This window comes from Streptomyces sp. NPDC001002, assembly GCF_053599215.1.
Genome location: NZ_JBSFLV010000069.1, coordinates 1 through 21,467 on the forward strand (window position 1 = coordinate 1; position 21,467 = coordinate 21,467).

A 21,467-nucleotide genomic window follows, 5' to 3' on the forward strand; every position below is an offset into this window, starting at 1 on the left:
CGCTTGGCCGGGTCCTGCCAGCCGGGCACCAGCGGGGGGGCGCACCGCCGGAGTTCGGGCTCCGTACCGCCGGAATGCGGGGCCCGAACGCCTCTGCGACGATCGCTGCATGATCACTCGGCTCAGGTCGCTCACCACCCGGTGGACCGTCCTCGTGCCGGTGCTCGCGGTCGTCCTGCTGGCCTTCACCTGGGGACGGGACCTGCCCGGAGCGGTCGTCGCGCTGGTGACGCTGGTCCTCGCCGGGGCCGTACTCGCCGCCGTGCACCACGCCGAGGTCGTCGCCCACAGGGTCGGCGAGCCCTTCGGATCGCTCGTGCTCGCCGTCGCCGTCACGATCATCGAGGTCGCCCTCATCGTCACCCTGATGGCGGACGGCGGCGGCAAGAGCTCGACCCTGGCCCGGGACACGGTCTTCGCGGCCGTCATGATCACCTGCAACGGCATCGTCGGGGTCTGTCTCCTCGTCGCCTCCCTGCGCCACGGTCTCGCGGTCTTCAACCCCGAGGGGACCGGCGCCGCCCTCGCGACGGTCGCCACCCTGGCCACCCTCAGCCTGGTGCTGCCGACCTTCACCACCAGCAAGCCCGGCCCGGAGTTCTCCGGCGTCCAGCTCACCTTCGCCGCGGTCTCCTCGCTGATCCTCTACGGCCTGTTCGTCGCGACCCAGACCGTGCGGCACCGCGACTACTTCCTCCCCATCACCCGCCAGGGCGAGGTGATCACCGGCGACGACCACGCCGACGCCCCCTCGGCCCGTACCGCGCGCATCAGCCTTGGCCTGCTCGGCCTCGCCCTGATCGGTGTCGTCGGCCTGGCCAAGGGCGTTTCGCCGACCATCGAGTCGGGCGTGGAGAAGGCCGGCCTGCACCACGCCGTCGTCGGCGTGATCATCGCCCTGCTGGTGCTGCTCCCCGAGACCATCGCCGCGCTGCGCTCCGCCCGCCGCGACCGGGTGCAGACCAGCCTGAACCTCGCGCTCGGCTCGGCCATGGCCAGCATCGGCCTGACCATCCCCGCCGTCGCCCTGGCGTCGATCTGGCTGTCGGGCCCGCTCGTCCTCGGGCTCGGCTCCACGCACATGGTGCTGCTCGCCCTGACCGTGGTGGTGAGCTCGCTGACCGTGGTGCCGGGCCGGGCCACACCCCTCCAGGGCGGGGTCCATCTCGTGCTGTTCGCCGCCTACTTGGAGCTGGCGATCAATCCATGACCGGTTCCGATCAGACCATGGCTGTTCTGCTCAGATCATGACTGTTCCGATCAGTCCATGACCGGTTCGGCCACGAGCTTCGGCACCGGCCGGGTCTCGGGCAGCAGTGCGAAGCATCCGAGGCTCAGCAGCGCGATCCCCGTCAGATACGCGCCCACACCCCACGGCACCCGCCCGCCCTGCTCGGCCAGCGCCGTCGCCGCGATCGGCGTGAGCGCACCCCCGAGCACACCGCCCAGGTTGTAGCCGACGGCGGCCCCCGTGCAGCGCACCCGGGGCTCGTACAGCTCGGGCAGGTACGCGGCGATCACCCCGAACATCGTGACGAACGCGAGCAGCGCGCCCAGGAAGCCGGCGAACATCAGCAGCGGCTGCCCCGTCGCGAGCAGCGCGACCATCGGGAACATCCACAGCGCGGCGGCCGCGCACCCGGCCAGACACAGCGGTCGGCGCCCGTAGCGGTCGCCGAGCAGCGCGGCCACCGGTGTGAGCGAGCCCTTCACCACCACCGCGGCCATGATGCAGGTCAGCATGACGGTACGGCTCACCCCGAGCCGCTCGGTCCCGTACGCCAGGGACCAGGTCGTGACGGCGTAGAAGATCGCGTAGCCGACGGCGAGCGCCCCGGCCGTCAGCAGGACCAGGCGCCAGTGGTCGCGGGCGACCTCCACGAGCGGCACGCGCGCGAGGTCGTCGATCTCCAGGAACCCGGGGCTCTCGACGAGCGAGGACCGCAGCCACAGCCCGACCGCGGCCAGCACCCCGGCCGCCCAGAACGGCACCCGCCAGCCCCACTGCGCGAACTGCGCGTCGGACAGCGTCGTCGACAGGGCCAGCACCACACCGTTGGCGAGCAGGAACCCCAGGGCGGGCCCGATCTGCGGGAAGCTCGACCACAGCCCCCGCCGCTCGGCCGGCGCGTGCTCGGCCGTCAGCAGCACGGCCCCGCCCCACTCCCCGCCGAGCCCGAGACCCTGCACGAACCGCAGCACCAGGAGCAGCACCGGCGCGGCCACCCCGATCGTGTCGTACGTCGGTACGCAGCCGACCGCGACCGTCGCGCCGCCGGTCAGCAACAGCGAGGCGACCAGGACCGGTCGGCGCCCGCGCCGGTCCCCGATGTGCCCGAACAGCACCGAACCGAGCGGCCGGGCGACGAAGCCGACGCCGAACGTCCCGAAGGCGGCCAGCGTCCCCGCCAGCGGCGAGAACGTCGGGAAGAACAGCGGCCCCAGGACCAGCGCGGCGGCGGTCCCGTAGACGAAGAAGTCGTAGAACTCGATGGCGGTCCCGGCGAGCGAGGCGGTCGCCAGCCGCAGCATGGACGGGGTCCTTACGGTGCGTACATCGTGCATGCCGCGTCAACTACCCACGGTGATCGCGGGTTACGGGGGCGTGCGGGCGCGCGGGGTGGGCGTCAGTAGGTGACGGTGATGCGCCGGGCGGGGCCGTCGACACGGACGAGACCGCCGTAGGGGATGACGAGTTGGGGGTCGGTGTGGCCGAGGTCCACGTCGAAGACGATCGTCGTGTCGGGAGCGTATATACCCATCGCCCGCAGTACCGCCTCGCGCTGTCCGGTGGCGTAACGGGCGCCTTCCGCCGGGTTGTTGGGCCGCTCGAAGGACCAGGTCTTGGGGCGGCCCATGAGCAGCGCGGAGAACCGTTGCAGCAGTCCGCGCTCGCCCATGTTGCGCAGGGTGCGGAACACCTCATCGGCGGCGGGCAGTTCCTCCGAGGTCTCCAGGAACAGCACGTCACCGTCGTACTCGCTCAGGTCGTGCGCGATCTCGCGGTCGGCCATCAGCAGCCAGCCGACGATCTCCAGGCAGCCGCCCCAACTGCGGCCCTCGACCACACGGTCGGCGTTCACCCAGGTCCAGCCGGTGCCGGGGCGGGTCCGCGGTTCCGCGTCGAAGGTGGCCGGGTCGGCCCAGTCGCGGTTGACGTCGTTCCAGCGCTCGGCGGGCCGCAGTTCGTACGCGCCCGATGTGAACAGCGCGGCGCGCAGCGAGTCGGCGGTCTGCGGGTGCAGGGCGCCCGGCCGGCCCAACTCGGTCATCACCGCCGCCCCGTGGAAGCCGACGATCCCGGTGGTGCGCAGAAACGCGAGCAGGTTGGTGTTGTCGCTGAACCCGAAGAACGGCTTCGGGTTCGCCCGGATCAACTCCCGGTCCAGCAGCGGCAGTACGGTGATCTGGTCGTCGCCGCCGATCGACGCCATGACCGCCTTGACGGTCGGATCGGCGAACGCGGCGTGGAGGTCGTCGGCGCGCTCCTGGGGCGTCGAGCCCATCTTCCGGGTCGTCGGATACTCGACCGGCTCAAGCCCGTACTCCTCGCGCAGCCGCGCCAGGCCCAGTTCGTGGGGGAGCGGCAGGATCCCCGGCAGACCCGACGAGGGCGAGACGACGGCTATGCGGTCGCCGGGCGAGGGCTTGGACGGGTACGAGATCGTCGTCATGCCGGGAGGGTACGGGCCGACCCGCGCGCCTCGCATCGTGATAAACCGGGTCCGAGCAGCCGACTTCACCGGACCGGAGGAACCGTGCCCCGCACCCTGGCCAACGCCCCGATCATGATCCTCAACGGGCCCAACCTCAACCTCCTCGGCCAGCGCCAGCCGGAGATCTACGGCCGCGACACCCTCGCCGACGTGGAGGCCCTGTGCGTCAAGGCGGCGGCCGCGCACGGCGGCACGGTGGACTTCCGGCAGTCCAACCACGAGGGCGAGCTGGTCGACTGGATCCACGAGGCACGGCTGAACCACTGCGGGATCGTGATCAACCCCGGCGCCTACTCGCACACCTCGGTTGCGATTCTCGACGCGCTCAACACCTGCGACGGCCTGCCCGTGCTGGAGGTGCACGTCTCCAACATCCACCAGCGCGAGTCCTTCCGGCACCACTCCTACGTCTCGCTGCGCGCCGACGGGGTCATCGCGGGATGCGGGGTCCAGGGGTACGTGTTCGGCGTGGAGCGGGTGGCGGCGCTGGCGGGACCGGCGCAGGCGGAGGCGTGAGCGCCCGGAGGCGTACGACCGTGCAAGCCCTGCCGTAAGTCCCGATGTCCGGGCGCGCGACCCTTACAGCCGGCCCGCCTCCACGATCCGCCGCAGGAACTGCCGTGTGCGCTCCTCCTGCGGGTCGCCGAAGATCTGTTCGGCGCTTCCGCGCTCCAGGACGACCCCTCCGTCCAGAAAACAAACCTGGTCGGCGACGTCCCGCGCGAAGCCCATCTCGTGCGTGGCCAGCACCATCGTCATGCCGTCCGCCTTGAGGTCGCGGACGACCGAGAGGACCTCGCCGACCAGCTCCGGGTCGAGGGCTGCGGTGATCTCGTCGAGCAGCAACAGGCGGGGCCGCACGGCAAGAGCCCGCACGATCGCCACGCGCTGCTGCTGGCCCCCGCTGAGCCGGTCCGGGTACTCGCCCGCCCTGCCGCCGAGCCCCAGCCGCTCCAGCAGCTCCCTGGCCCGCTCCTCGGCCTCCGCGCGGGGCACCCCATGGACGCGGCGCGGGGCGAGGGTGATGTTCTCCAGCACCGTCATGTGCGGGAAGAGGTTGTACGCCTGGAAGACCACGCCGATACGGCGCCGTACCGCGTCCGGGTCGGCGCGTGGGTCGGTGATCTCCTCGCCGTCCAGCCAGATCGCGCCGTCGTCGATGTCCTCAAGGAGATTCGCGCACCGCAGCAGGGTCGACTTGCCGGAACCGGAGGCGCCGATCAGCGCGGTCACCGTGTGCGGGGCGACCTCCAGGTCGACGTCGCGCAGCACGACCGTACCGCCGAAGGTCTTGCGCACGGACTCCATGCGCAGCACGGGCGCGTGCGCGGTCGCGTCGCTCATATCGATCCTCCCTCGGCCCGTCGGCGGTCCATCCGGGCCGTCACCCAGTCCGTGAAGCGGGTCATCGGGATGGTCAGCGCCACGAAGACCAGGCCGGCGACGATGTACGGCGTGTAGTTGAGGCTGCGGCCCACGATGATGTCCGCGGCCCGTACGGCGTCGATCGCGCCGCCGATCGAGACGAGCCCGGTGTCCTTCTGGAGCGACACCAGGTCGTTGAGCAGCGGTGGCACCTGACGGCGCACGGCCTGCGGCAGCACGACGTGGCGCAGCGCCTGCCGGTTGGTGAGACCCAGCGAGCGGGCCGCCGCGCGCTGCGAGGGGTGCACGGACTCGATGCCGGCGCGGAACACCTCGGCCACGTACGCCGAGTACGTCAGTGTGAGCGCCGTACCGCCGAGCCACACCGGGTCGACGGTCACGCCTTGGAGGCGCAGCGCGGGGACACCCAGGACGACGATCATCAGGTTGATGATCAGCGGGAGCCCGCGGAAGAAGTCGGTGTACGCGGCGGCCAGGACGCGCAGCGGGAAGAACACCGGGCCGCGCAGCGTGCGCGCGATGGCGATCAGCATGCCGAGGATCAGCACCGCCACACCGCAGATCAGCAGCAGACGGACGTTCAGCCACAGCCCTTCGAGGACCTTGGGGAACGCCTCGCGCGCGTACTGCCCGTTGAAGAACGTCTCCTTGGTGCGGGGCCAGCCGGGCGCGTTGACGACGACCAGGTAGAGGACGACGCCCGTGACGAGGGTCGACAGCGCGGCGATCGCCGTCGCGCGGCGGGTACGCGCGCGCTTGTGGCGCTCGCGCTCTATTCGCCGCTGCGAGGGGACGTAGCCGTCGTCCCCGCCGGGCATGTCACCGTCGCCGTCCGCGCCCTCCCGGCCGGACTCGTCCTTGGTGACCGTCACTTGAGGACCGGGGCGTCGACGGCGTCGGAGAGCCACTGCTTCTCGATCTTCGCCAGCGTGCCGTCCGTGCGCAGCGCGTCCACGGCGTCCGTGACGCACGAGGTGAGCGCGCTGCCCTTGTCGAGCACGAGCCCGAACTGCTCCGGCGTACCGCCCTGGTTCTCGAACTGCCCGACGATCTTCGCATCCGTCACCTCGGCCGCGGTGATGTAGAAGGCGGTCGGCAGGTCGACGACGATGGCGTCGACCTGGCCGTTCTTCAGCGCGGACTTGGCCTGGTCGTTCTTGGCGTACACGGCCTCCTGCTGCGTCGGCTTCACCACGTCGGTGATGTAGTCGAGGCTGGTGGTGCCGACCTGGGCGCCCAGCTTGAGACCCTTGAGGTCCGCGATGCTGGTCGCCTTGGCCGCCTTGCTGCCCTTGAGTGCGATGACGGCCTGGCGCACGTCGTAGTAGCCGGACGAGAAGTCCACGGCCTTTTTGCGCTCGGTGCTGATGGACACCTGGTTGATGTCGAAGTCGAAGGTCTTCTCGCCGGGCGCGAACGCCTTGTTGAACGGGACGCTCTGCCAGGTGACGGCGCTCTTGTCGTAGCCGAGCTGCTTCGCGACGGCGTACGCGACCGCCGACTCGAAGCCCTCGCCGTTGGCGGGCTTGTCGTCCTTGAACCACGGCTCGTACGCGGGCTCGTCGGTGGCGATCGTCAGCTTGCCGGACGTCTTGGTGGCCAACTTGCCCTTGGCGCAGGCCGTACCGGTCGACGTCGAGGCGTTGTCGCTCGCTTTGTCCTCCGGCTGCGGCGCGCAGCCGACGGCGGTGGCGAGCAGGGCGATGGTGGCGGCGGCGACGGCACGGTGCAGTGCGCGGGGGGCGAGATGCATGGCGGGAGAGTGACAGCCGGACGTCCCGTTTGTCGAGGTCACGACCGTAAATGTCCGCATAGTGGGAAGCGGTGTTGCGGTCTTGTGAACACGCCCGGGCCTGCCAGTTGATCCTGGGCAGCCGCCGGGCCGCCGGCCGAGGGCGGGGATCGATAGACCGGCGGCCCGTACCGCTCAGGAGCCGTCATCCTGTGCGGGGCTGTTACCAGTTGACTACGCAACGAGGTGGGTCGCGAGCGTGCGCATGGGGTCGGCGCGTGTGAAGCGTTCACACGGGGCGCGTTGGGGGAGTGGGGGTGGGGCGTGCGGGCGAGGGTTCGCGCCGGGGCGCGTGCTCATCTGCCTTGCGCCCCACCCGCGTTCGTCACCCGCCGACGTTCACCACCCGCGCGCGTGCCACTCCGGCAGATGCGGGCGTTCCGTGCCGAGCGTCGTGTCGTTGCCGTGGCCCGGGTAGACCCATGTCTCGTCGGGAAGCGTGCCGAAGATCTTCGTCTCGACGTCGTGGATCAGGCTGGCGAACGCCTTCGGGTCCTTGCGGGTGTTGCCGATGCCACCGGGGAACAGGCAGTCGCCGGTGAATACATGGGGATGCCCGTGCGGGTCGTCGTAGACGAGGGCGATCGAACCCGGGGTGTGCCCGACCAGGTGGCGCGCGGTGAGTTCCACGCGCCCCACCCGGATCGTGTCGCCGTCGTCGACGAGGACGTCGGTCGGCACCGGGATGCCTTCGGCGTCGGCGCGGCCCGCGTAGGTGCGGGCGCCGGTGGCCTCGACGACGCGGGCGAGCGCCTGCCAGTGGTCGCCGTGCTGGTGGGTGGTGACGACGGAGGTGATGCCGTCCTCGCCGATCGTGCCGAGCAGGGTGTCCGCGTCGTTGGCCGCGTCGATCAGCAACTGCTCGTCCGTGGCCCGGCAGCGCAGCAGATAGGCGTTGTTGTCCATCGGGCCGACCGCGATCTTGGTGATCATCAAGTCCGGGAGCTCGTGCACGTCCGCCGGGCCGCCGACCGTCACCTGTCCGCTGTACGTCATGGCGGTCAGCCTATAGCGGGCGGCCGGCCCGGGAATCGTGCGCCTCTTTACGGAGGAGGAGGCCTTGGTCTACAGAGGCGGAAGTGCCGGCAGTGCGCCGCCCTGGACAACCAGAGCCGAGCCGTCCCGGCGTCCGGCGAGCCAGCCGAGCAGGTCGGCGGCGGTGCCCTCGACCCCGATCGGGCCTCCCGGCGCGCCGCCGCCCGTCGTCCAGACCCGCCCGCTGTCGCTGCGCAGTCCGGTCGACGGGACGTCCCGGTGCCCGCCGAAGCGCTCTGCCAGGAAATCGATCTCCCGGTCCTTGAACTCGGCCGGCAGATCCTCCAGCTCGTAGCCGATGCCGAGGTCCACGTGGTGCAGCTCCACCTCGATCCAGCGCCGGAACGGCACCCGCGCCGCCGAGTCGGTCACACCGTTGCGCAGCTCCACCGTGCGCGACCAGTCGGCGGGCGCGGCGCCCGTCTCCTGGAAGCGGGCCGCGCTGTCGCGCAGGTCGGCGAGCTGGACGTCGAGGGGGCGGGGCGCGTCCCGCTCGATGTCGGCGTCGCGAGCCTCCCCGTCGACGTACATGGGGCGACCCTCGAAGACGTTCACGAGCGCGTCCGCGTTGCGGGCGAGATGGGCGAGGACATGGCCGCGGGTCCAGCCCGGAAGCCGTGACGGCTCGGCCGTCGAAACGTTGTCCAGTTTGGCGGCTGCGGTGAGCAGCCGGTCGGTCGCGTCACGTACAGACGCCAGGTCATGAGCGTGATCAATCATGCTGCTGACACTAGCCGCGCCACTCCTTTGGGTGAAGGTGGTGAAGCTGTGCCGTAAATCGAATGCACGTGCTATATGGTCGGGTGCGGCGTCGGGCATGCTGGATGGTCGGGGATTGTTGAGCAACTCGGAATCCGACCGGCGTTGTCAGTGGCTCCCCCTAGTCTGAAGAAGGACGGGGGCCTCGCCCCTGTCACTTCTTCTCAAGAAAGGTGCGGACCGGCGTGGCCGACCGTCTCATCGTCCGTGGCGCGCGCGAGCACAACCTGAAGAACGTCTCGCTCGACCTGCCACGCGACTCGCTCATCGTCTTCACGGGCCTGTCCGGGTCGGGCAAGTCCTCCCTGGCCTTCGACACGATCTTCGCCGAGGGCCAGCGGCGCTACGTGGAATCGCTCTCCTCGTACGCCCGTCAGTTCCTCGGCCAGATGGACAAGCCGGACGTCGACTTCATCGAGGGTCTGTCCCCGGCGGTCTCCATCGACCAGAAGTCGACCTCGCGCAACCCGCGCTCCACGGTCGGCACCATCACCGAGGTCTACGACTACCTGCGTCTGCTCTTCGCGCGCATCGGCAAGCCGCACTGTCCCGAGTGCGGCCGCCCGATCTCGCGCCAGTCGCCGCAGGCCATCGTCGACCGCGTCCTGGAGCTGCCCGAGGGCAGCCGCTTCCAGGTGCTGTCCCCGCTGGTGCGCGAGCGCAAGGGCGAGTTCGTCGACCTCTTCGCCGACCTGCAGACCAAGGGCTACAGCCGCGCGCGCGTGGACGGCGAGACCGTCCAGCTCTCCAGCCCGCCCACGCTGAAGAAGCAGGAGAAGCACACCATCGAGGTGGTCATCGACCGCCTCACGGTGAAGGACTCCGCCAAGCGCCGCCTCACCGACTCCGTCGAGACCGCGCTCGGTCTGTCCGGCGGCATGGTCGTGCTCGACTTCGTCGACCTCCCCGAGGACGACCCCGAGCGCGAGCGCATGTTCTCGGAGCACCTGTACTGCTCCTACGACGACCTGTCCTTCGAGGAGCTGGAGCCCCGCTCCTTCTCCTTCAACTCGCCCTTCGGCGCCTGCCCCGACTGCTCCGGCATCGGCACGCGCATGGAGGTCGACCCGGAGCTGATCGTCCCGGACGAGGACAAGTCCCTCGACGAGGGCGCCATCCACCCCTGGTCGCACGGGCACACCAAGGACTACTTCGGCCGGCTCGTCGGCGCCCTCGCGGACGCGCTGGGCTTCCGGACCGACATCCCCTTCGCCGGTCTGCCGCAGCGCGCCAGGAAGGCCCTGCTCTACGGCCACAAGACGCAGATCGAGGTGCGGTACCGCAACAGGTACGGCCGCGAGCGCGTGTACACCACGCCCTTCGAGGGTGCCGTGCCCTTCGTCAAGCGTCGGCACAGCGAGTCGGAGAGCGACGCGAGCCGGGAGCGCTTCGAGGGCTACATGCGCGAGGTGCCCTGTCCGACCTGTCAGGGCACGCGCCTGAAGCCGATCGTCCTCGCCGTCACGGTCATGGGGAAGTCGATCGCCGAGGTCTCCGGCATGTCCATCAGCGACTGCGCGGAGTTCCTGGGCGAGTTGAAGCTCAACGACCGCGACAAGAAGATCGCCGAGCGCGTGCTGAAGGAGGTCAACGAGCGGCTGCGCTTCCTGGTCGACGTCGGCCTGGACTACCTCTCGCTCAACCGCGCGGCCGGCACGCTCTCCGGCGGCGAGGCCCAGCGCATCCGCCTGGCCACCCAGATCGGCTCCGGCCTCGTCGGCGTCCTCTACGTCCTGGACGAGCCGTCGATCGGTCTGCACCAGCGGGACAACCACCGGCTGATCGAGACCCTGGTCCGGCTGCGCGACATGGGCAACACGCTCATCGTCGTCGAGCACGACGAGGACACCATCAAGGTCGCCGACTGGATCGTCGACATCGGCCCCGGCGCGGGCGAGCACGGCGGCAAGGTCGTGCACAGCGGCTCCCTGAAGGAACTGCTCGACAACGCCGAGTCCATGACCGGTCAGTACCTGTCCGGCAAGAAGGCCATCCCGCTGCCCGACATCCGCCGCCCGCTGGACCCGTCCCGCCGGCTCACGGTGCACGGCGCCCGGGAGAACAACCTCCAGGACATCGACGTCTCCTTCCCGCTGGGCGTCTTCACGGCCGTCACGGGTGTGTCGGGATCCGGCAAGTCGACGCTGGTCAATGACATCCTGTACACGCACCTGGCCCGCGAACTGAACGGCGCGAGGAACGTGCCGGGGCGGCACACGCGCGTGGAGGGCGACGACCTCGTCGACAAGGTCGTGCACGTCGACCAGTCGCCGATCGGCCGCACCCCGCGGTCCAACCCGGCGACGTACACCGGCGTCTTCGACCACGTCCGCAAGCTGTTCGCCGAGACGACCGAGGCGAAGGTGCGGGGCTATCTGCCCGGCCGCTTCTCCTTCAACGTCAAGGGCGGCCGCTGCGAGAACTGCGCGGGCGACGGCACGATCAAGATCGAGATGAACTTCCTCCCGGACGTCTACGTCCCGTGCGAGGTCTGCCACGGCGCTCGGTACAACCGGGAGACCCTGGAGGTCCACTACAAGGGCAAGTCCATCGCCGACATCCTGAACATGCCGATCGAGGAGGCCACGGACTTCTTCGAGGCCGTCCCCGCGATCGCCCGCCACCTCACCACCCTCAAGGACGTCGGCCTCGGGTACGTCCGGCTCGGCCAGTCCGCGACCACGCTGTCCGGCGGCGAGGCGCAGCGCGTGAAGCTCGCCAGCGAGCTCCAGCGCCGTTCCACCGGCCGCACGGTCTACGTCCTGGACGAGCCGACCACCGGCCTGCACTTCGAGGACATCAGCAAGCTGCTGACGGTCCTGTCCGGCCTGGTCGACAAGGGCAACACGGTCATCGTCATCGAGCACAACCTCGACGTCATCAAGACCGCCGACTGGGTCGTCGACATGGGCCCCGAGGGCGGCGCGGGCGGCGGCCTCGTGGTCGCCGAGGGCACACCCGAGGAGGTCGCGGGCGTCCCGGCCAGCCACACCGGCAAGTTCCTCCGCGAGATCCTCGACGCCGACCGCATCAGCGACGCGGGCCCGGCGAAGGCGCCCCGCAAGACGGCGGCCAAGAAGGCGGTCGCGGCGAAGTCACCGGCCAAGAAGACGGCGACGGCGAAGACGGCCGCTGCCAAGTCGACGACCACCGCGGCCGCGAAGAAGGCGACCGGCACCACGAAGAAGGCGGCACCCGCGAAGAAGACCACGCGGGCCGGCAAGGCCTGAGCACGTACGGCAACACAGGCAGCGACGGCGCCCCGTGGGTAACTCCCCGCGGGGCGCCGTGCGTTCTCCCGTACCGCGTACTGCCGACCTCTAGACGTCGCCCACTAGATCTCGCCCACCTCGCGCGCGTACGGCGGCTCCGCCCCCGCCCGTGAGCAGGTGATCGCCGCCGCGCGGGCCGCGAAGCTCAGCAGGCGGGTCCAGCCTTCCGTGCCAAGGGCCGACACCCCCTCCGAGGAGAGCGCGTCCAGGACGGTGAGGCCGTGCAGCAGCGCCGCGTTCACGGTGTCGCCGGCGCCGATCGTGTCCACGACGTCGACCTTCGCGCCCGGCACGGAGTACTCCGCGCCCTCCTTGGTGAACGCGGTGAGCCCGGCGCCGCCCCGCGTGATCACGACCGCCGCCGGGCCCTCGGCCAGCCACTCGCGCGGGGTGCCGCCCAGCCACTGGGCGTCCTCCTCGGAGAGCTTGAGCAGCGACACCGAGGGCAGCCAGCCGCGGAACCGGGCCCGGTAGGCGTCCGCGTCGTGGATGAGTCCGGCCCGGATGTTGGGGTCGAGCGCGGTGAAGACACCCTGCGCCGCCGCCGTGCGCATGAGGGACTCGTAGGCGGTCGCGCCCGGTTCCAGGACGAGTGAGCAGGTGCCGAAGGACACGGCTCGGGTCCCGCTGGGGAGTGCCGGGGGAGCGGCGAACAGCCGGTCGGCGGTGCCCTCCACGTAGAAGGAGTACGCGGCCGAACCGTGCGCATCGATCGTGGCGACGGCGAGCGTGGTCGGCTCCGTGCCGCGCTGTACGGCCGACACGTCGACGTCGGCCTTGCGGAGCCCGTCCAGCAGGGCCTCGCCGAAGGCGTCCCGCGAGGTGCGGGAGCAGAAGGCGGTGGGGGAGCCGAGGCGGCCGAGGGCGACGGCCGTGTTGTACGGGCCGCCGCCGAGCGCCGGCTGCAGGCCCGCGAGGGCACCTGTGCCCTGCGGTACCAGGTCGATCAGGGCCTCACCGGCGACGACGATCACGAGTCGGTTCCTTTCCCGGACGGAACGGATGGAGCGGATGGGCTGGATGGGCGGGGCGGAGAGGTCCGCTCGGGGCAGCCGCAGGACGTGCGGTGGACGAAGGTGCAGGCGAGCCGAACCGTCCGGGCGGGCCGGTCCGGGGCGGCGAGACGGTCCAGGAGCAGTCGGACCGCCTGCGCGCCGATCTCCCTGCTGGGCTGGGCGATCGCGGTGAGCCGGGGCGTGAACAGGTCAGCCCAGGCGAAGTCGTCGAAGCAGCACAGAGCGATGTCCTCGGGCACGGACAACCCGCGCTCACGCAGGGCACGCAGCGTGCCGATGGTCATCGCGTTGTTGGCCGTGACCAGCGCGGTCGGCGGGACCGCGAGGGACAGCAGCGCAGCGGTGGCGCGTTCGGCACCGGCCGCCTCGGAGTCGCCGTGCACCAACAGGCGTTCGTCGTACGGGAGTCCCGCGGCGGCGAGTCCGTGCCGGTAGCCGGCGATGCGCTCGCGCGTGGTGCTCAGCCCGGGCAGACCGGCGATCAGGGCGATCCTGCGGTGGCCCAGATCGGCGAGGTGGGTGACCAGGCGGGTGGTGGGTTCGGCGCTCTCGGCGCAGATCTGGTCGTGGCGCGGTACGGCCGACTGCGCGTCGTCCGGCGGGGTGCCGTCGCCTTGCCTGTCCTCCGCCTCCATGCCGATCAACCGGTCCAGGAACACGGCCGGGACCTCGTGGCGTCCGAGATACGCCAGGAGTTCACGCGGATCCGGCGAGGGCGCGACGATCATGCCGTCCACCCGCCGCTCGTGCAGGAGTTGGACGACCTTGCGCTCGTGCACGGGGTCGTCGTGCGGATCGGCGATCAGGAGGCTGTAGCCCTGTTCCAGGGCGGCGGCCTCGACGCCCTGGAGGATCTCCGTGAAGTACGGGTTGCTGATCGCCGACACCGCGAGCCCGATGGAGCGGGTGCGGGAGGTCACCAGGGAACGGGCCAGGGTGTTCGGGGTGTAGCCGAGCCGGTCCATGGCGTCCAGCACGGCCTGGCGGGTGTGGGGGAGAACGGGCCGGGTGTCGTTGAGGACATGGGAGACGGTGGCCACCGACACCCCGGCGTTCCTCGCGACGTCCACCATGGTCGCCAACGTGTGTTCCCCCTCCTGGGCCGCTCGCACAGGCCCTCAGGGCGGGAACGTATCCCATTCGACGGCGGACGTAAACGATTGCGCAAGCGTTTACGCGCCGCCCACCAGGGGCTACTCCCAGTCCCACCCGATCCCCACGATCCCCGTCCGCACCCGCGGTTCGACGAGGTGGACCGAGTGGTGCAGGCCGCTGAGGTGCAGCTCCTGGCGGCCGCTGCGCGGGGCCGCCGCCGAGTGCTGGGCGAACCGGTGGCAGCGGGCCGGCAGCACCTGCTCGTCGAAGCAGACCTGGAGCGCGTACTGACCGCCGGCGGGGCCGAACCCGCGCACGAACTCACGGCACACACCGCCCGTGCCGTCGTCGACGCCGTAACGGAAGAGGAAGGTGTCGCCGGCTCTCAGCCGGGTGTCGAAGAGCAGCTCGGCCACGAGCACACCGGTCTCGTGGTGCACGCGCACGCGTCCCGTGCGGCAGTTCTCCAGCGCGTGCACCCGCATGTGTTCCGGCACGCACCCCGGGTCGCCGTGGTGGACGGCCACGAAGCGGTCGACGCCGTTCTTGTGGGCGCGCACGATGTGGTGCGACTCGCGCCCCGCCAGTTCGCGGTGGGCTCCTATGCGCACCCGCTCGTGGTGGCCCAGGGTGTGCAGCCCGCCGTCCGGCGGCAGGTTCAGCTCGGCCAGCAGCCGGTCCAGGACGCCCGAGGCCTCCACCAGGGAGCGGTAGGTGCGGGCCGCCGGGCGCTGCTCGCAGGTGGGTTCGTCCGGCTCGGCGAGCAGCCGGATCAGGGACTCCTCGGGCAGCTGGAGTATCTCCTCAAGGGCCCGTACCGCCCGCATCGACTCGGGACGCTGCGGGCGCCGGGCGCCCTGCTGCCAGTAACTCAGGCTCGTGACGCCGACCTTGACCCCGTAGCGCGTCAGATGGTGCTGCACCCGCTGCAGCGGCAGTCCGCGGGCGGCGATCGCTGCGCGCAGCGCGACGTGGAAGGGGCCGCCCCGCAGGGCCGAGTCCAGTTCCGCGGTGGCGAGGGCGGCGACGTCCGCGTGCTGTGTGGCGTGCGGCATGCAGAGGGCCTTTCTGTGAAAACACACTTCGGCTGGTCAGACCGGTTCACGCTGGTGATCGGGGCCCTGCCGACGGCGTCGGGGCACGTCTTCACATCCGTACGCCGTCGTTCGAGGCCCCGAGTTCCCCCGCATTGAAGCGTGTTGACCAAGTCCCGACAACACCTGAGGCTCAACCGCGACACACTCCTGGCCGAGACGCGATCGGTGGTCTCAAGTCGGTCCGTCCGTCCCTTCGTCGCCCAGCACCTCCCGGATGGCCTGCGCGGACAGGCGCGACTTGTGCAGGAAGCCGCGGGCCGAACTGGCCGCCACGAGCTCCTGGAAATCCTCCAACGCGTGCGTGGAGATCAGGATGATCACGGAGGAGACGCTGCGGGAGAGGTCCGCCGCGATGTCGAGACCGCTCTCGCCGTCGAGGTCGAGATCCACCAGGACGATGTCGGGAGCCAGTTCCGCGGCTCGCGCGAGAGCCTCGGCACCCGTCGAGGCCATGCCCACGACGGGTATTCCGTCGCGCTCCAGGAGCGTGCGCGCGGCCTCCAGAAACCGGATGCTGTCATCTACGAGGAGACAGCGCATGGACATGCAGACAGCGTGTCAATCGGATGCTGATTGCGCTTTCCGGCTAGCCGGAAGAACTTCGCGAGCCGGGTTACCGGTCACCTGGAATGTGCTGAAGTCCTGTGCCGAACAAGCGGGTTCACGCTTACCCAGCGCAGCGTCACATCACGGCCGGTAGCATGGAGGCGCCCTGGGGAGGCCGCGGTGTCCGGTCGAGTGGGGGTGCGCGATGAAGGCGTCGCCGAGCGGTGCGGGAGTCCGTCGGAGCCGTCGCGCCCTGGTCTCGGGGCTGGTGGTGGTCGCCTTGTTGGTGGCCGGTTGTGGCGGTGGGAGCGACGACTCCACGTCCGACCGGGCGCACCGGGACACGACCTGCGACGGCCGGATCGACGGCACCGCGCATGTCACCATGTGGTTCCACTCGGGCCCGTCGGGCGAGGTCGCCACGCTGCAGAAGCAGGTCAAGGAGTTCAACAGGGCGCAGCGGCAGGTGCGGGTCGAACTCGTGAGCCTGCCCGAGAACCGGCCCTACACCGACCTGGTCGACTCCGCCGCCGCCAGCGGTGACCTGCCGGACCTGCTCGACTTCGACGGCCCGAACCTCTACAGCTACGCCTGGTCGGGCAAGTTGAAGCCGATCGACTCCTGCGTGCCCGGGAAGCTGCGCGAGGATCTGCTGCCCTCGATCCGCCGACAGGGCACGTACAACGGCCGGTTGTGGGGCATCGGCACCTTCGACTCCGGACTCGGGCTGTACGTACGGCCGTCGGTGCTGAAGAAGGCCGGTATCCGGATTCCGCAGGGCACCGCGGACGCCTGGACCGCCGCCGAACTGACGGGCATCCTCGCCGAACTCCGCGAGCGGGGCTACAGGACGCCGCTCGACGTGGGGCTGCTGTACGTGAAGCCGGGCGAGGAGTGGAACACGTACGGCTTCGCTCCCGCCGTATGGTCGGCGGGCGGGGATCTGATCGATCCGCGCACCTACTCGACGGCCGAGGGGTACCTCAACAGCCCTGCCTCCGTAAGGGCGTTGACCGTCATGCAGGACTGGGCCGAGGCGGGGTACATCGATCCGGACAAGGACGAGAAGGCGTTCGACAAGGGGCGCAGTGTCATCTCCTGGAGCGGGCACTGGCGTTATCCCGAGTACACGAAGGCGTTCCCGGGTGATGTGGCGATCGTGCCGCTGCCCGACTTCGGTCGGGGGACCGTCACCGGGATGGGGTCCTACCAGTGGGGCGTCACCGCCGGGACCGCCGACGGGGATGCCGTCTGGCGCTTCCTGGCGTACCTGATGAGGCCGGAGCAGATCCGGCGGATGAGCGTGGCCAACGGCGGGATCCCCGCCACGAACAGCGCCGTGAAGCTCGCGCCGAAGTACGACGCGGGCGGCGGCGAGCACCTGTTCATCGAGCAACTCCGGGACGGTGTCGCGCGACCGCGGCCGCAGACGCCCGCCTATCCCGCGATCACCAGGGCGTTCTCGGACGCCTTCGCGAAGATCATGCTCGACCGGGCGCCTGTCAAGGCCGCGCTCGACCAGGCGGCCGCGGCCGTCGACAAGGACCTGGCGGCCCACGACGGCTATCCGCAGAAGGGGTCATGACCCGGGGCACCCCGCCCCGGCGGCCCCGCGCGGCGACCGCGTTCGCGCTGACCGCCGCCCTGGTCCTGGCGGGCTGCACGGGAGACGGCGCCGACCGCGGCGGCAGGAGGTCCGCGAAGCCGGGCACCGACACGACCTGCGACGGACGGATCGACGGCACCTCGCAGATCGCCGTCTGGTACCACTGGCCCACGGCACACGGCGAGTTGACGACCCTGCGCACCCAGGTGCGGCGGTTCAACGCGTCCCAGCACGACGTCAGGGTCAACCTCATGACCCTTCCGGACGGCGACTACGACGCCGAGGTGCGCGACGCCGCGGCCGGCGGCGACCTGCCGGACCTGCTCGACTTCGACGCCCCGAAGCTCCTCGGCTACGCCTGGGCCGGCCGCCTCCGCCCGCTCGGCTCCTGCCTGCCCGACGCCCTGCGGGCCGACCTGCTGCCCTCGATCCTCCAACAGGGCACGTACGCGGGCCGGTTGTGGGGCATCGGCACCTTCGACTCCGGACTCGGCCTGTACGTACGCCCGTCGGTGCTCAAGAAGGCAGGCATCCGGGTCCCGCGGGGCACCGCGGACGCCTGGACCGCCGCCGAGTTCACGGGCATCCTGAGGAAACTCCGCGAGGAGGGGTACGAGGCGCCGCTCGACCTCGGACTCCGGTACGCGACGCCGGGCGCCGAGTGGAACACGTACGGCTTCGCTCCCGCGGTCTGGTCGGCGGGAGGTGACCTCATCGATCCGAAGAACCACCGCACGGCCGACGGCTATCTGAACTGCGCCGACTCCGTCAGGGCGCTCACCGTCCTGCAGAAGTGGGTCGGGGCCGGGCTCGTCGACGCCGACAAGGACGACAGGGCGTTCACCTCGGGCCGCAGCCCCATCTCCTGGTCGGGGCACTGGAGATGGCGCGAGTACGCCGAGGCGTTCCCGGGCGACCTGACGATCGTGCCGCTGCCCGACTTCGGCCGCGGCACCGTCACCGGGATGGGCTCCTGGCAGTGGGCCCTGCCGGCGACCGGCGCCGACCCGGACGCCGTCTGGCGGTTCCTGGCCTTTCTGCTGAGCCCCGACGAGGTGGTGCGCATGACGGACGTCAACGGCGCGATACCGGCGACCCGGACGGCGAGCGAGCGCACCGCGCAGTTCCGCGCGGCCGGTCCGGAACGGCTCTACATCGAGCAGTTGCAGAACGGCACAGCCCGGCCCCGGCCGCGCACCCCCGCCTACGGCGCGATCACCGACGCGTTCTCCCGCGCCTTCGCGAAGATCGTCCTCGACGGGGCGCCGGTGAAGTCGACGCTCGACGGGGCGGTCGCGGCCATCGACAAGGACCTGGCCGACCACCAGAACTACCCGCCCACCGGCCGGTGAGGTCCCACCATGCGCCGCTCAGAACCCGCGGGACCGAGAGACCGGGGCGACCGCGCGCCAGGCGGACTCCGCGGACTCGGCGGGCTCGGGGGCGAACGCGTCCCCTTCCTCGCCCGCCTCCGGGTCGGCAGCAAGCTGATGCTGCTCGTACTCCTGCCGGTGACCGGGTTGTTGGCGTTCACGGCGTTCAGCGGGGTCGCGCAGTGGGAGGAGGCGCGGACGCTGGGGCGGTTCCACACGGCGACCGAGGTGTCGTTCGCGACCACCGCGGTCTCCGACGCCGTCGCGGGGGAGCGGATCGCCGCCGTGGAGGCCCGGCTGCGCCCCGCGCCGGGCACGGTGGCGAAACGTTCCGCGGCCGAGCGGGCCACCGGCCGGGCCCTGACGCGGGCCGCCGACCGGGCCGTCTCCTGGCCGGAGGTCGACGTCGCCGGTCAGCTCGACGCCGTCAGGCGCCGACTGCACGCGGTGCGGGTGCAGACAGGCACCGGCTCGCTCACCGCCCGTGCGCTCACGCAGGAGTACCAGGGCATCGAGGACGAACTCCTCGACACCGTCGGCGCCTTGGAGGCCGGCCGCCCCACCCGGGCCTCGGGCCGCGCGGCCGACGCGCACGACGCGATCCTGGGCGCCGTCGAGGCCGCCGAACGGGAGCAGGCCGAGATCGCCATCCTGCTCCACGCCCCGCCCGACCAGCGCCCCGCGGCCGTGGGACGCTGGCCCGCCCTGGAGGAGGCCCAGCTGCGGGAGTTCCGGCAGAACACCTCCGACCGGCTGCGGGCCGAGCTGTACAGCACCCAGTTCGAGGCGCCGGGGCGGGCCGTGCGCAAGGTGCGCGACCTGCTCACCGCGCCCGACCCGAAGGCCGCAGCCTGGCCGTCGTACTCCCTCTGGCTGGCCGATTCCACGGCGCGCATCGCCTCATTGCGCGGCATCCAGGACCAAGCCGCGCGCGAACTCGCCGACACGGCCGCGGACGACCTGCGCAGCGCCCGTGTCCGCGCGGTGCGCGACCTCGCCGTCTCCCTCGCCGTACTGGCCGTCGTCACGGTCCTCGCGCTGACCCTGCGGCGCTCGATCACCCGGCCGCTGGGCGAGGTCTCGGCCGGCGCGCGGGCCCTGTCGTCCGGCGATCTGTCGTACGACATCCGCTACGCCGGGCGCGACGAGCTCGGCGACGTCGCCGACACCTTCCGTGAACTGCGGGTCACCACCGAGAAGTTGGCCGCCGAGATCCGGTCCATGAACACGGCGATCGACGGCAACCGGCTCGAACACCGCGCCGACGTCGTCTCGTTCGAGGGCACCTGGTCCCAGCTCCTGGACGGCATGAACGGCACCATGGCGTCCTTCGCGGCGGCGCACGGCCGGCGCAGGAAGGCCGAACGGGAACTGGAGAGCATCTTCAACCTCTCGCCCGACCTGCTGTGCATCACGGGAGTCGACGGCTACTTCAAGCGCGTCAACCCGGCCTTCGAACGCACCCTCGGCTACTCGGGCGAGGAACTGCTGGCCAAGCCGTCCATCGAGTTCGTCCACCGCGAGGACCGGCAGACCACCCGGGTGGCCCTCGACCGGCTGGCCGGCGGTGTCGAACTCGCCGAGTTCGAGAACCGCTACCTGCGCCAGGACGGCACCGAGTGCTGGCTGCTGTGGAGCGCCCGGTCGGTCCCCGAGGAGGGCCTCGTCTACGCCGCCGCCCGCGACGTCACCGAGAGCCGCCGCACCGCGCGGGAACAGAGCGCGCTGCGCCGGGTCGCCACGCGCGTGGCGCACGGCGAGTCGCCGGAACGCGTGTTCGGCGCCGTGGCGGACGAGGTGGGAGACCTGCTGAGCGTCGGCGGCGCGGCCGTGCTGCGCTACGAGTCCGACGGCGCCCTCACGGTCGTCGGCGCCTCGCCCGCCCGCGCGCCGGGTGCCGCGGGCGGGAGCGCCGAGAGCGAGGCGGCGGCACGTGCGGTGGCCCGCACCAGGACCGCCGCGCGCGTGGGGCGCTCGGTGGGGGCGCCGATCGTCGTGGACGGCCGGCTGTGGGGGGTCGTCGTCGCGTCCTCGCCGCTGGAGCCGCTGCCCGACGGGACCGAGTCGCGCCTCGCCGACTTCACCGAGCTGATCGCCACCGCCGTCGCCAAGGCCGACAGCCGCGCCCAGTTGACGGCCTCACGCGCGCGTGTGGTCGCCGCCGGGGACGCCTCCCGGCGCCGTATCGAGCGCGATCTGCACGACGGCGTCCAGCAGCGGCTGGTCGCCCTCCAACTGGACCTGCGGCTGGCCGAGTCCATGATCACCGACCGGACCTCCGAACTCGCCCAGCAGATCGCCTATGTGGGCAAGGGCCTCGACGACGCCTTCCAGGACCTGCTCCAGGTGGCCCGCGGCATCCACCCCGCGATCCTCTCCAAGGGCGGCCTCGGCCCCGCCCTGCGCTCCCTGGCCCGCCGCTCCGCCGTGCCGGTGGAACTCGACCTCCGACTGCCCGCGCAGCGGCTCCCGGAGCAGTTGGAGGTGGCCGCGTACTACGTCACCTCCGAGTGCCTCACCAACGCGGCCAAGCACGCGCACGCGGGCGTGGTGGAGGTCGCGGCGGAGATCCGCGACGAGGTCCTGGAGCTGACCATCCGTGACGACGGCGTGGGCGGCGCCGAACTCGGCCGCGGCTCCGGTCTGATCGGGCTCGTCGACCGGGTCGAGGCGATCGGCGGCACGCTCGACGTCGCCAGCCCGCCGGGACAGGGCACCACCATGAATGTACGGCTGCCGTTGACCGGACCGGCCACGCACGCGTGACCGCCCGG

Annotated in this window: 17 protein-coding genes; 6 read left to right on the forward strand and 11 right to left on the reverse strand. The window is 71.2% G+C overall.

Going from position 1 to position 21,467, the window contains the following annotated elements; translation table 11 throughout:
• Nucleotides 1-109: 109 nt before the first annotated feature.
• A complete protein-coding gene (locus tag ACWDR3_RS28065; RefSeq protein ID WP_401727211.1) occupies nt 110-1,210 on the forward strand; it encodes a calcium:proton antiporter in 1,101 nt (366 codons plus the stop codon).
• Nucleotides 1,211-1,260: 50 nt separating this feature from the next.
• Here ACWDR3_RS28065 and ACWDR3_RS28070 read toward each other — a convergent pair whose 3' ends face one another.
• Entirely contained in the window at nt 1,261-2,532 is a 1,272-nt protein-coding gene (locus tag ACWDR3_RS28070; protein WP_450355346.1) for an MFS transporter, read from the reverse strand.
• Nucleotides 2,533-2,627: 95 nt separating this feature from the next.
• Nucleotides 2,628-3,674, reverse strand: coding sequence for a S66 family peptidase (locus tag ACWDR3_RS28075; RefSeq protein ID WP_450355347.1), 1,047 nt, complete (start codon nt 3,672-3,674; stop codon nt 2,628-2,630).
• 84 nt (nt 3,675-3,758) lie between these two features.
• On the opposite strand from ACWDR3_RS28075, the gene aroQ reads away from it, so the two are divergent.
• Nucleotides 3,759-4,232 (forward strand): type II 3-dehydroquinate dehydratase, encoded by a 474-nt coding sequence (gene aroQ, locus ACWDR3_RS28080; protein ID WP_450355348.1) that lies wholly within the window; start codon nt 3,759-3,761, stop codon nt 4,230-4,232.
• A 63-nt stretch (nt 4,233-4,295) separates the two neighbouring features.
• On the opposite strand, the gene ACWDR3_RS28085 is transcribed toward aroQ, so the two are convergent.
• The 5 genes from ACWDR3_RS28085 to ACWDR3_RS28105 all read right to left on the reverse strand — a co-directional run bounded on the left by ACWDR3_RS28085 (nt 4,296) and on the right by ACWDR3_RS28105 (nt 8,649).
• The gene (locus ACWDR3_RS28085; RefSeq protein WP_450355349.1) at nt 4,296-5,060 is read right to left on the reverse strand and encodes an amino acid ABC transporter ATP-binding protein; all 765 of its coding nucleotides are present in this window, start codon (nt 5,058-5,060) and stop codon (nt 4,296-4,298) included.
• Complete coding sequence (locus ACWDR3_RS28090) at nt 5,057-5,974, reverse strand: amino acid ABC transporter permease (protein WP_450355350.1); 918 nt, start codon at nt 5,972-5,974, stop codon at nt 5,057-5,059. The genes ACWDR3_RS28085 and ACWDR3_RS28090 overlap by 4 nt, the downstream gene beginning before the upstream one ends.
• The gene (locus ACWDR3_RS28095) at nt 5,971-6,855 is read right to left on the reverse strand and encodes an ABC transporter substrate-binding protein (protein ID WP_450355351.1); all 885 of its coding nucleotides are present in this window, start codon (nt 6,853-6,855) and stop codon (nt 5,971-5,973) included. The genes ACWDR3_RS28090 and ACWDR3_RS28095 overlap by 4 nt, the downstream gene beginning before the upstream one ends.
• 378 nt (nt 6,856-7,233) lie before the next feature.
• The gene (locus ACWDR3_RS28100; RefSeq protein ID WP_450355352.1) at nt 7,234-7,890 is read right to left on the reverse strand and encodes an MBL fold metallo-hydrolase; all 657 of its coding nucleotides are present in this window, start codon (nt 7,888-7,890) and stop codon (nt 7,234-7,236) included.
• 69 nt (nt 7,891-7,959) lie between these two features.
• The gene (locus ACWDR3_RS28105) at nt 7,960-8,649 is read right to left on the reverse strand and encodes a maleylpyruvate isomerase family mycothiol-dependent enzyme (RefSeq protein WP_450355353.1); all 690 of its coding nucleotides are present in this window, start codon (nt 8,647-8,649) and stop codon (nt 7,960-7,962) included.
• Nucleotides 8,650-8,873: 224 nt separating this feature from the next.
• On the opposite strand from ACWDR3_RS28105, the gene uvrA reads away from it, so the two are divergent.
• Nucleotides 8,874-11,918 (forward strand): excinuclease ABC subunit UvrA, encoded by a 3,045-nt coding sequence (gene uvrA / locus ACWDR3_RS28110; protein ID WP_450355354.1) that lies wholly within the window; start codon nt 8,874-8,876, stop codon nt 11,916-11,918.
• A 104-nt stretch (nt 11,919-12,022) separates the two neighbouring features.
• Here uvrA and ACWDR3_RS28115 read toward each other — a convergent pair whose 3' ends face one another.
• The 4 genes from ACWDR3_RS28115 to ACWDR3_RS28130 all read right to left on the reverse strand — a co-directional run bounded on the left by ACWDR3_RS28115 (nt 12,023) and on the right by ACWDR3_RS28130 (nt 15,714).
• Nucleotides 12,023-12,934, reverse strand: a complete 912-nt coding sequence (locus tag ACWDR3_RS28115; protein WP_450355355.1) for a carbohydrate kinase family protein — start codon at nt 12,932-12,934, stop codon at nt 12,023-12,025.
• Nucleotides 12,931-14,058, reverse strand: coding sequence for a LacI family DNA-binding transcriptional regulator (locus tag ACWDR3_RS28120; RefSeq protein ID WP_450355356.1), 1,128 nt, complete (start codon nt 14,056-14,058; stop codon nt 12,931-12,933). The genes ACWDR3_RS28115 and ACWDR3_RS28120 overlap by 4 nt, the downstream gene beginning before the upstream one ends.
• Before the next feature lie 111 nt (nt 14,059-14,169).
• The gene (locus ACWDR3_RS28125) at nt 14,170-15,126 is read right to left on the reverse strand and encodes a hypothetical protein (RefSeq protein WP_450355357.1); all 957 of its coding nucleotides are present in this window, start codon (nt 15,124-15,126) and stop codon (nt 14,170-14,172) included.
• Nucleotides 15,127-15,339: 213 nt separating this feature from the next.
• Nucleotides 15,340-15,714 (reverse strand): response regulator, encoded by a 375-nt coding sequence (locus tag ACWDR3_RS28130; RefSeq protein WP_450355358.1) that lies wholly within the window; start codon nt 15,712-15,714, stop codon nt 15,340-15,342.
• A gap of 205 nt (nt 15,715-15,919) precedes the next feature.
• Between ACWDR3_RS28130 and ACWDR3_RS28135 the strand changes: the two genes are divergently transcribed.
• The 3 genes from ACWDR3_RS28135 to ACWDR3_RS28145 all read left to right on the forward strand — a co-directional run bounded on the left by ACWDR3_RS28135 (nt 15,920) and on the right by ACWDR3_RS28145 (nt 21,459).
• A complete protein-coding gene (locus ACWDR3_RS28135; RefSeq protein ID WP_450355359.1) occupies nt 15,920-17,299 on the forward strand; it encodes an ABC transporter substrate-binding protein in 1,380 nt (459 codons plus the stop codon).
• Entirely contained in the window at nt 17,296-18,672 is a 1,377-nt protein-coding gene (locus tag ACWDR3_RS28140; protein WP_450355360.1) for an ABC transporter substrate-binding protein, read from the forward strand. Before ACWDR3_RS28135 ends, ACWDR3_RS28140 begins: the two co-directional genes overlap by 4 nt.
• Nucleotides 18,673-18,810: 138 nt before the next feature.
• Nucleotides 18,811-21,459, forward strand: a complete 2,649-nt coding sequence (locus ACWDR3_RS28145) for a PAS domain S-box protein (RefSeq protein WP_450355379.1) — start codon at nt 18,811-18,813, stop codon at nt 21,457-21,459.
• The last annotated feature ends 8 nt before the right edge of the window (nt 21,460-21,467 follow it).

Excerpts from the sequence above, each read along its gene's own strand:
- ACWDR3_RS28065 (WP_401727211.1), top strand. The coding sequence starts at position 110 with ATGATCACTCGGCTCAGGTCGCTCACCACCCGGTGGACCGTCCTCGTG.
- ACWDR3_RS28070 (WP_450355346.1), bottom strand. The coding sequence starts at position 2,532 with ATGCTGCGGCTGGCGACCGCCTCGCTCGCCGGGACCGCCATCGAGTTC.
- ACWDR3_RS28075 (WP_450355347.1), bottom strand. The coding sequence starts at position 3,674 with ATGACGACGATCTCGTACCCGTCCAAGCCCTCGCCCGGCGACCGCATA.
- ACWDR3_RS28085 (WP_450355349.1), bottom strand. The coding sequence starts at position 5,060 with ATGAGCGACGCGACCGCGCACGCGCCCGTGCTGCGCATGGAGTCCGTG.
- ACWDR3_RS28095 (WP_450355351.1), bottom strand. The coding sequence starts at position 6,855 with ATGCATCTCGCCCCCCGCGCACTGCACCGTGCCGTCGCCGCCGCCACC.
- ACWDR3_RS28100 (WP_450355352.1), bottom strand. The coding sequence starts at position 7,890 with ATGACGTACAGCGGACAGGTGACGGTCGGCGGCCCGGCGGACGTGCAC.
- ACWDR3_RS28105 (WP_450355353.1), bottom strand. The coding sequence starts at position 8,649 with ATGATTGATCACGCTCATGACCTGGCGTCTGTACGTGACGCGACCGAC.
- ACWDR3_RS28125 (WP_450355357.1), bottom strand. The coding sequence starts at position 15,126 with ATGCCGCACGCCACACAGCACGCGGACGTCGCCGCCCTCGCCACCGCG.
- ACWDR3_RS28130 (WP_450355358.1), bottom strand. The coding sequence starts at position 15,714 with ATGTCCATGCGCTGTCTCCTCGTAGATGACAGCATCCGGTTTCTGGAG.
- ACWDR3_RS28135 (WP_450355359.1), top strand. The coding sequence starts at position 15,920 with ATGAAGGCGTCGCCGAGCGGTGCGGGAGTCCGTCGGAGCCGTCGCGCC.
- ACWDR3_RS28140 (WP_450355360.1), top strand. The coding sequence starts at position 17,296 with ATGACCCGGGGCACCCCGCCCCGGCGGCCCCGCGCGGCGACCGCGTTC.
- ACWDR3_RS28145 (WP_450355379.1), top strand. The coding sequence starts at position 18,811 with ATGCTGCTCGTACTCCTGCCGGTGACCGGGTTGTTGGCGTTCACGGCG.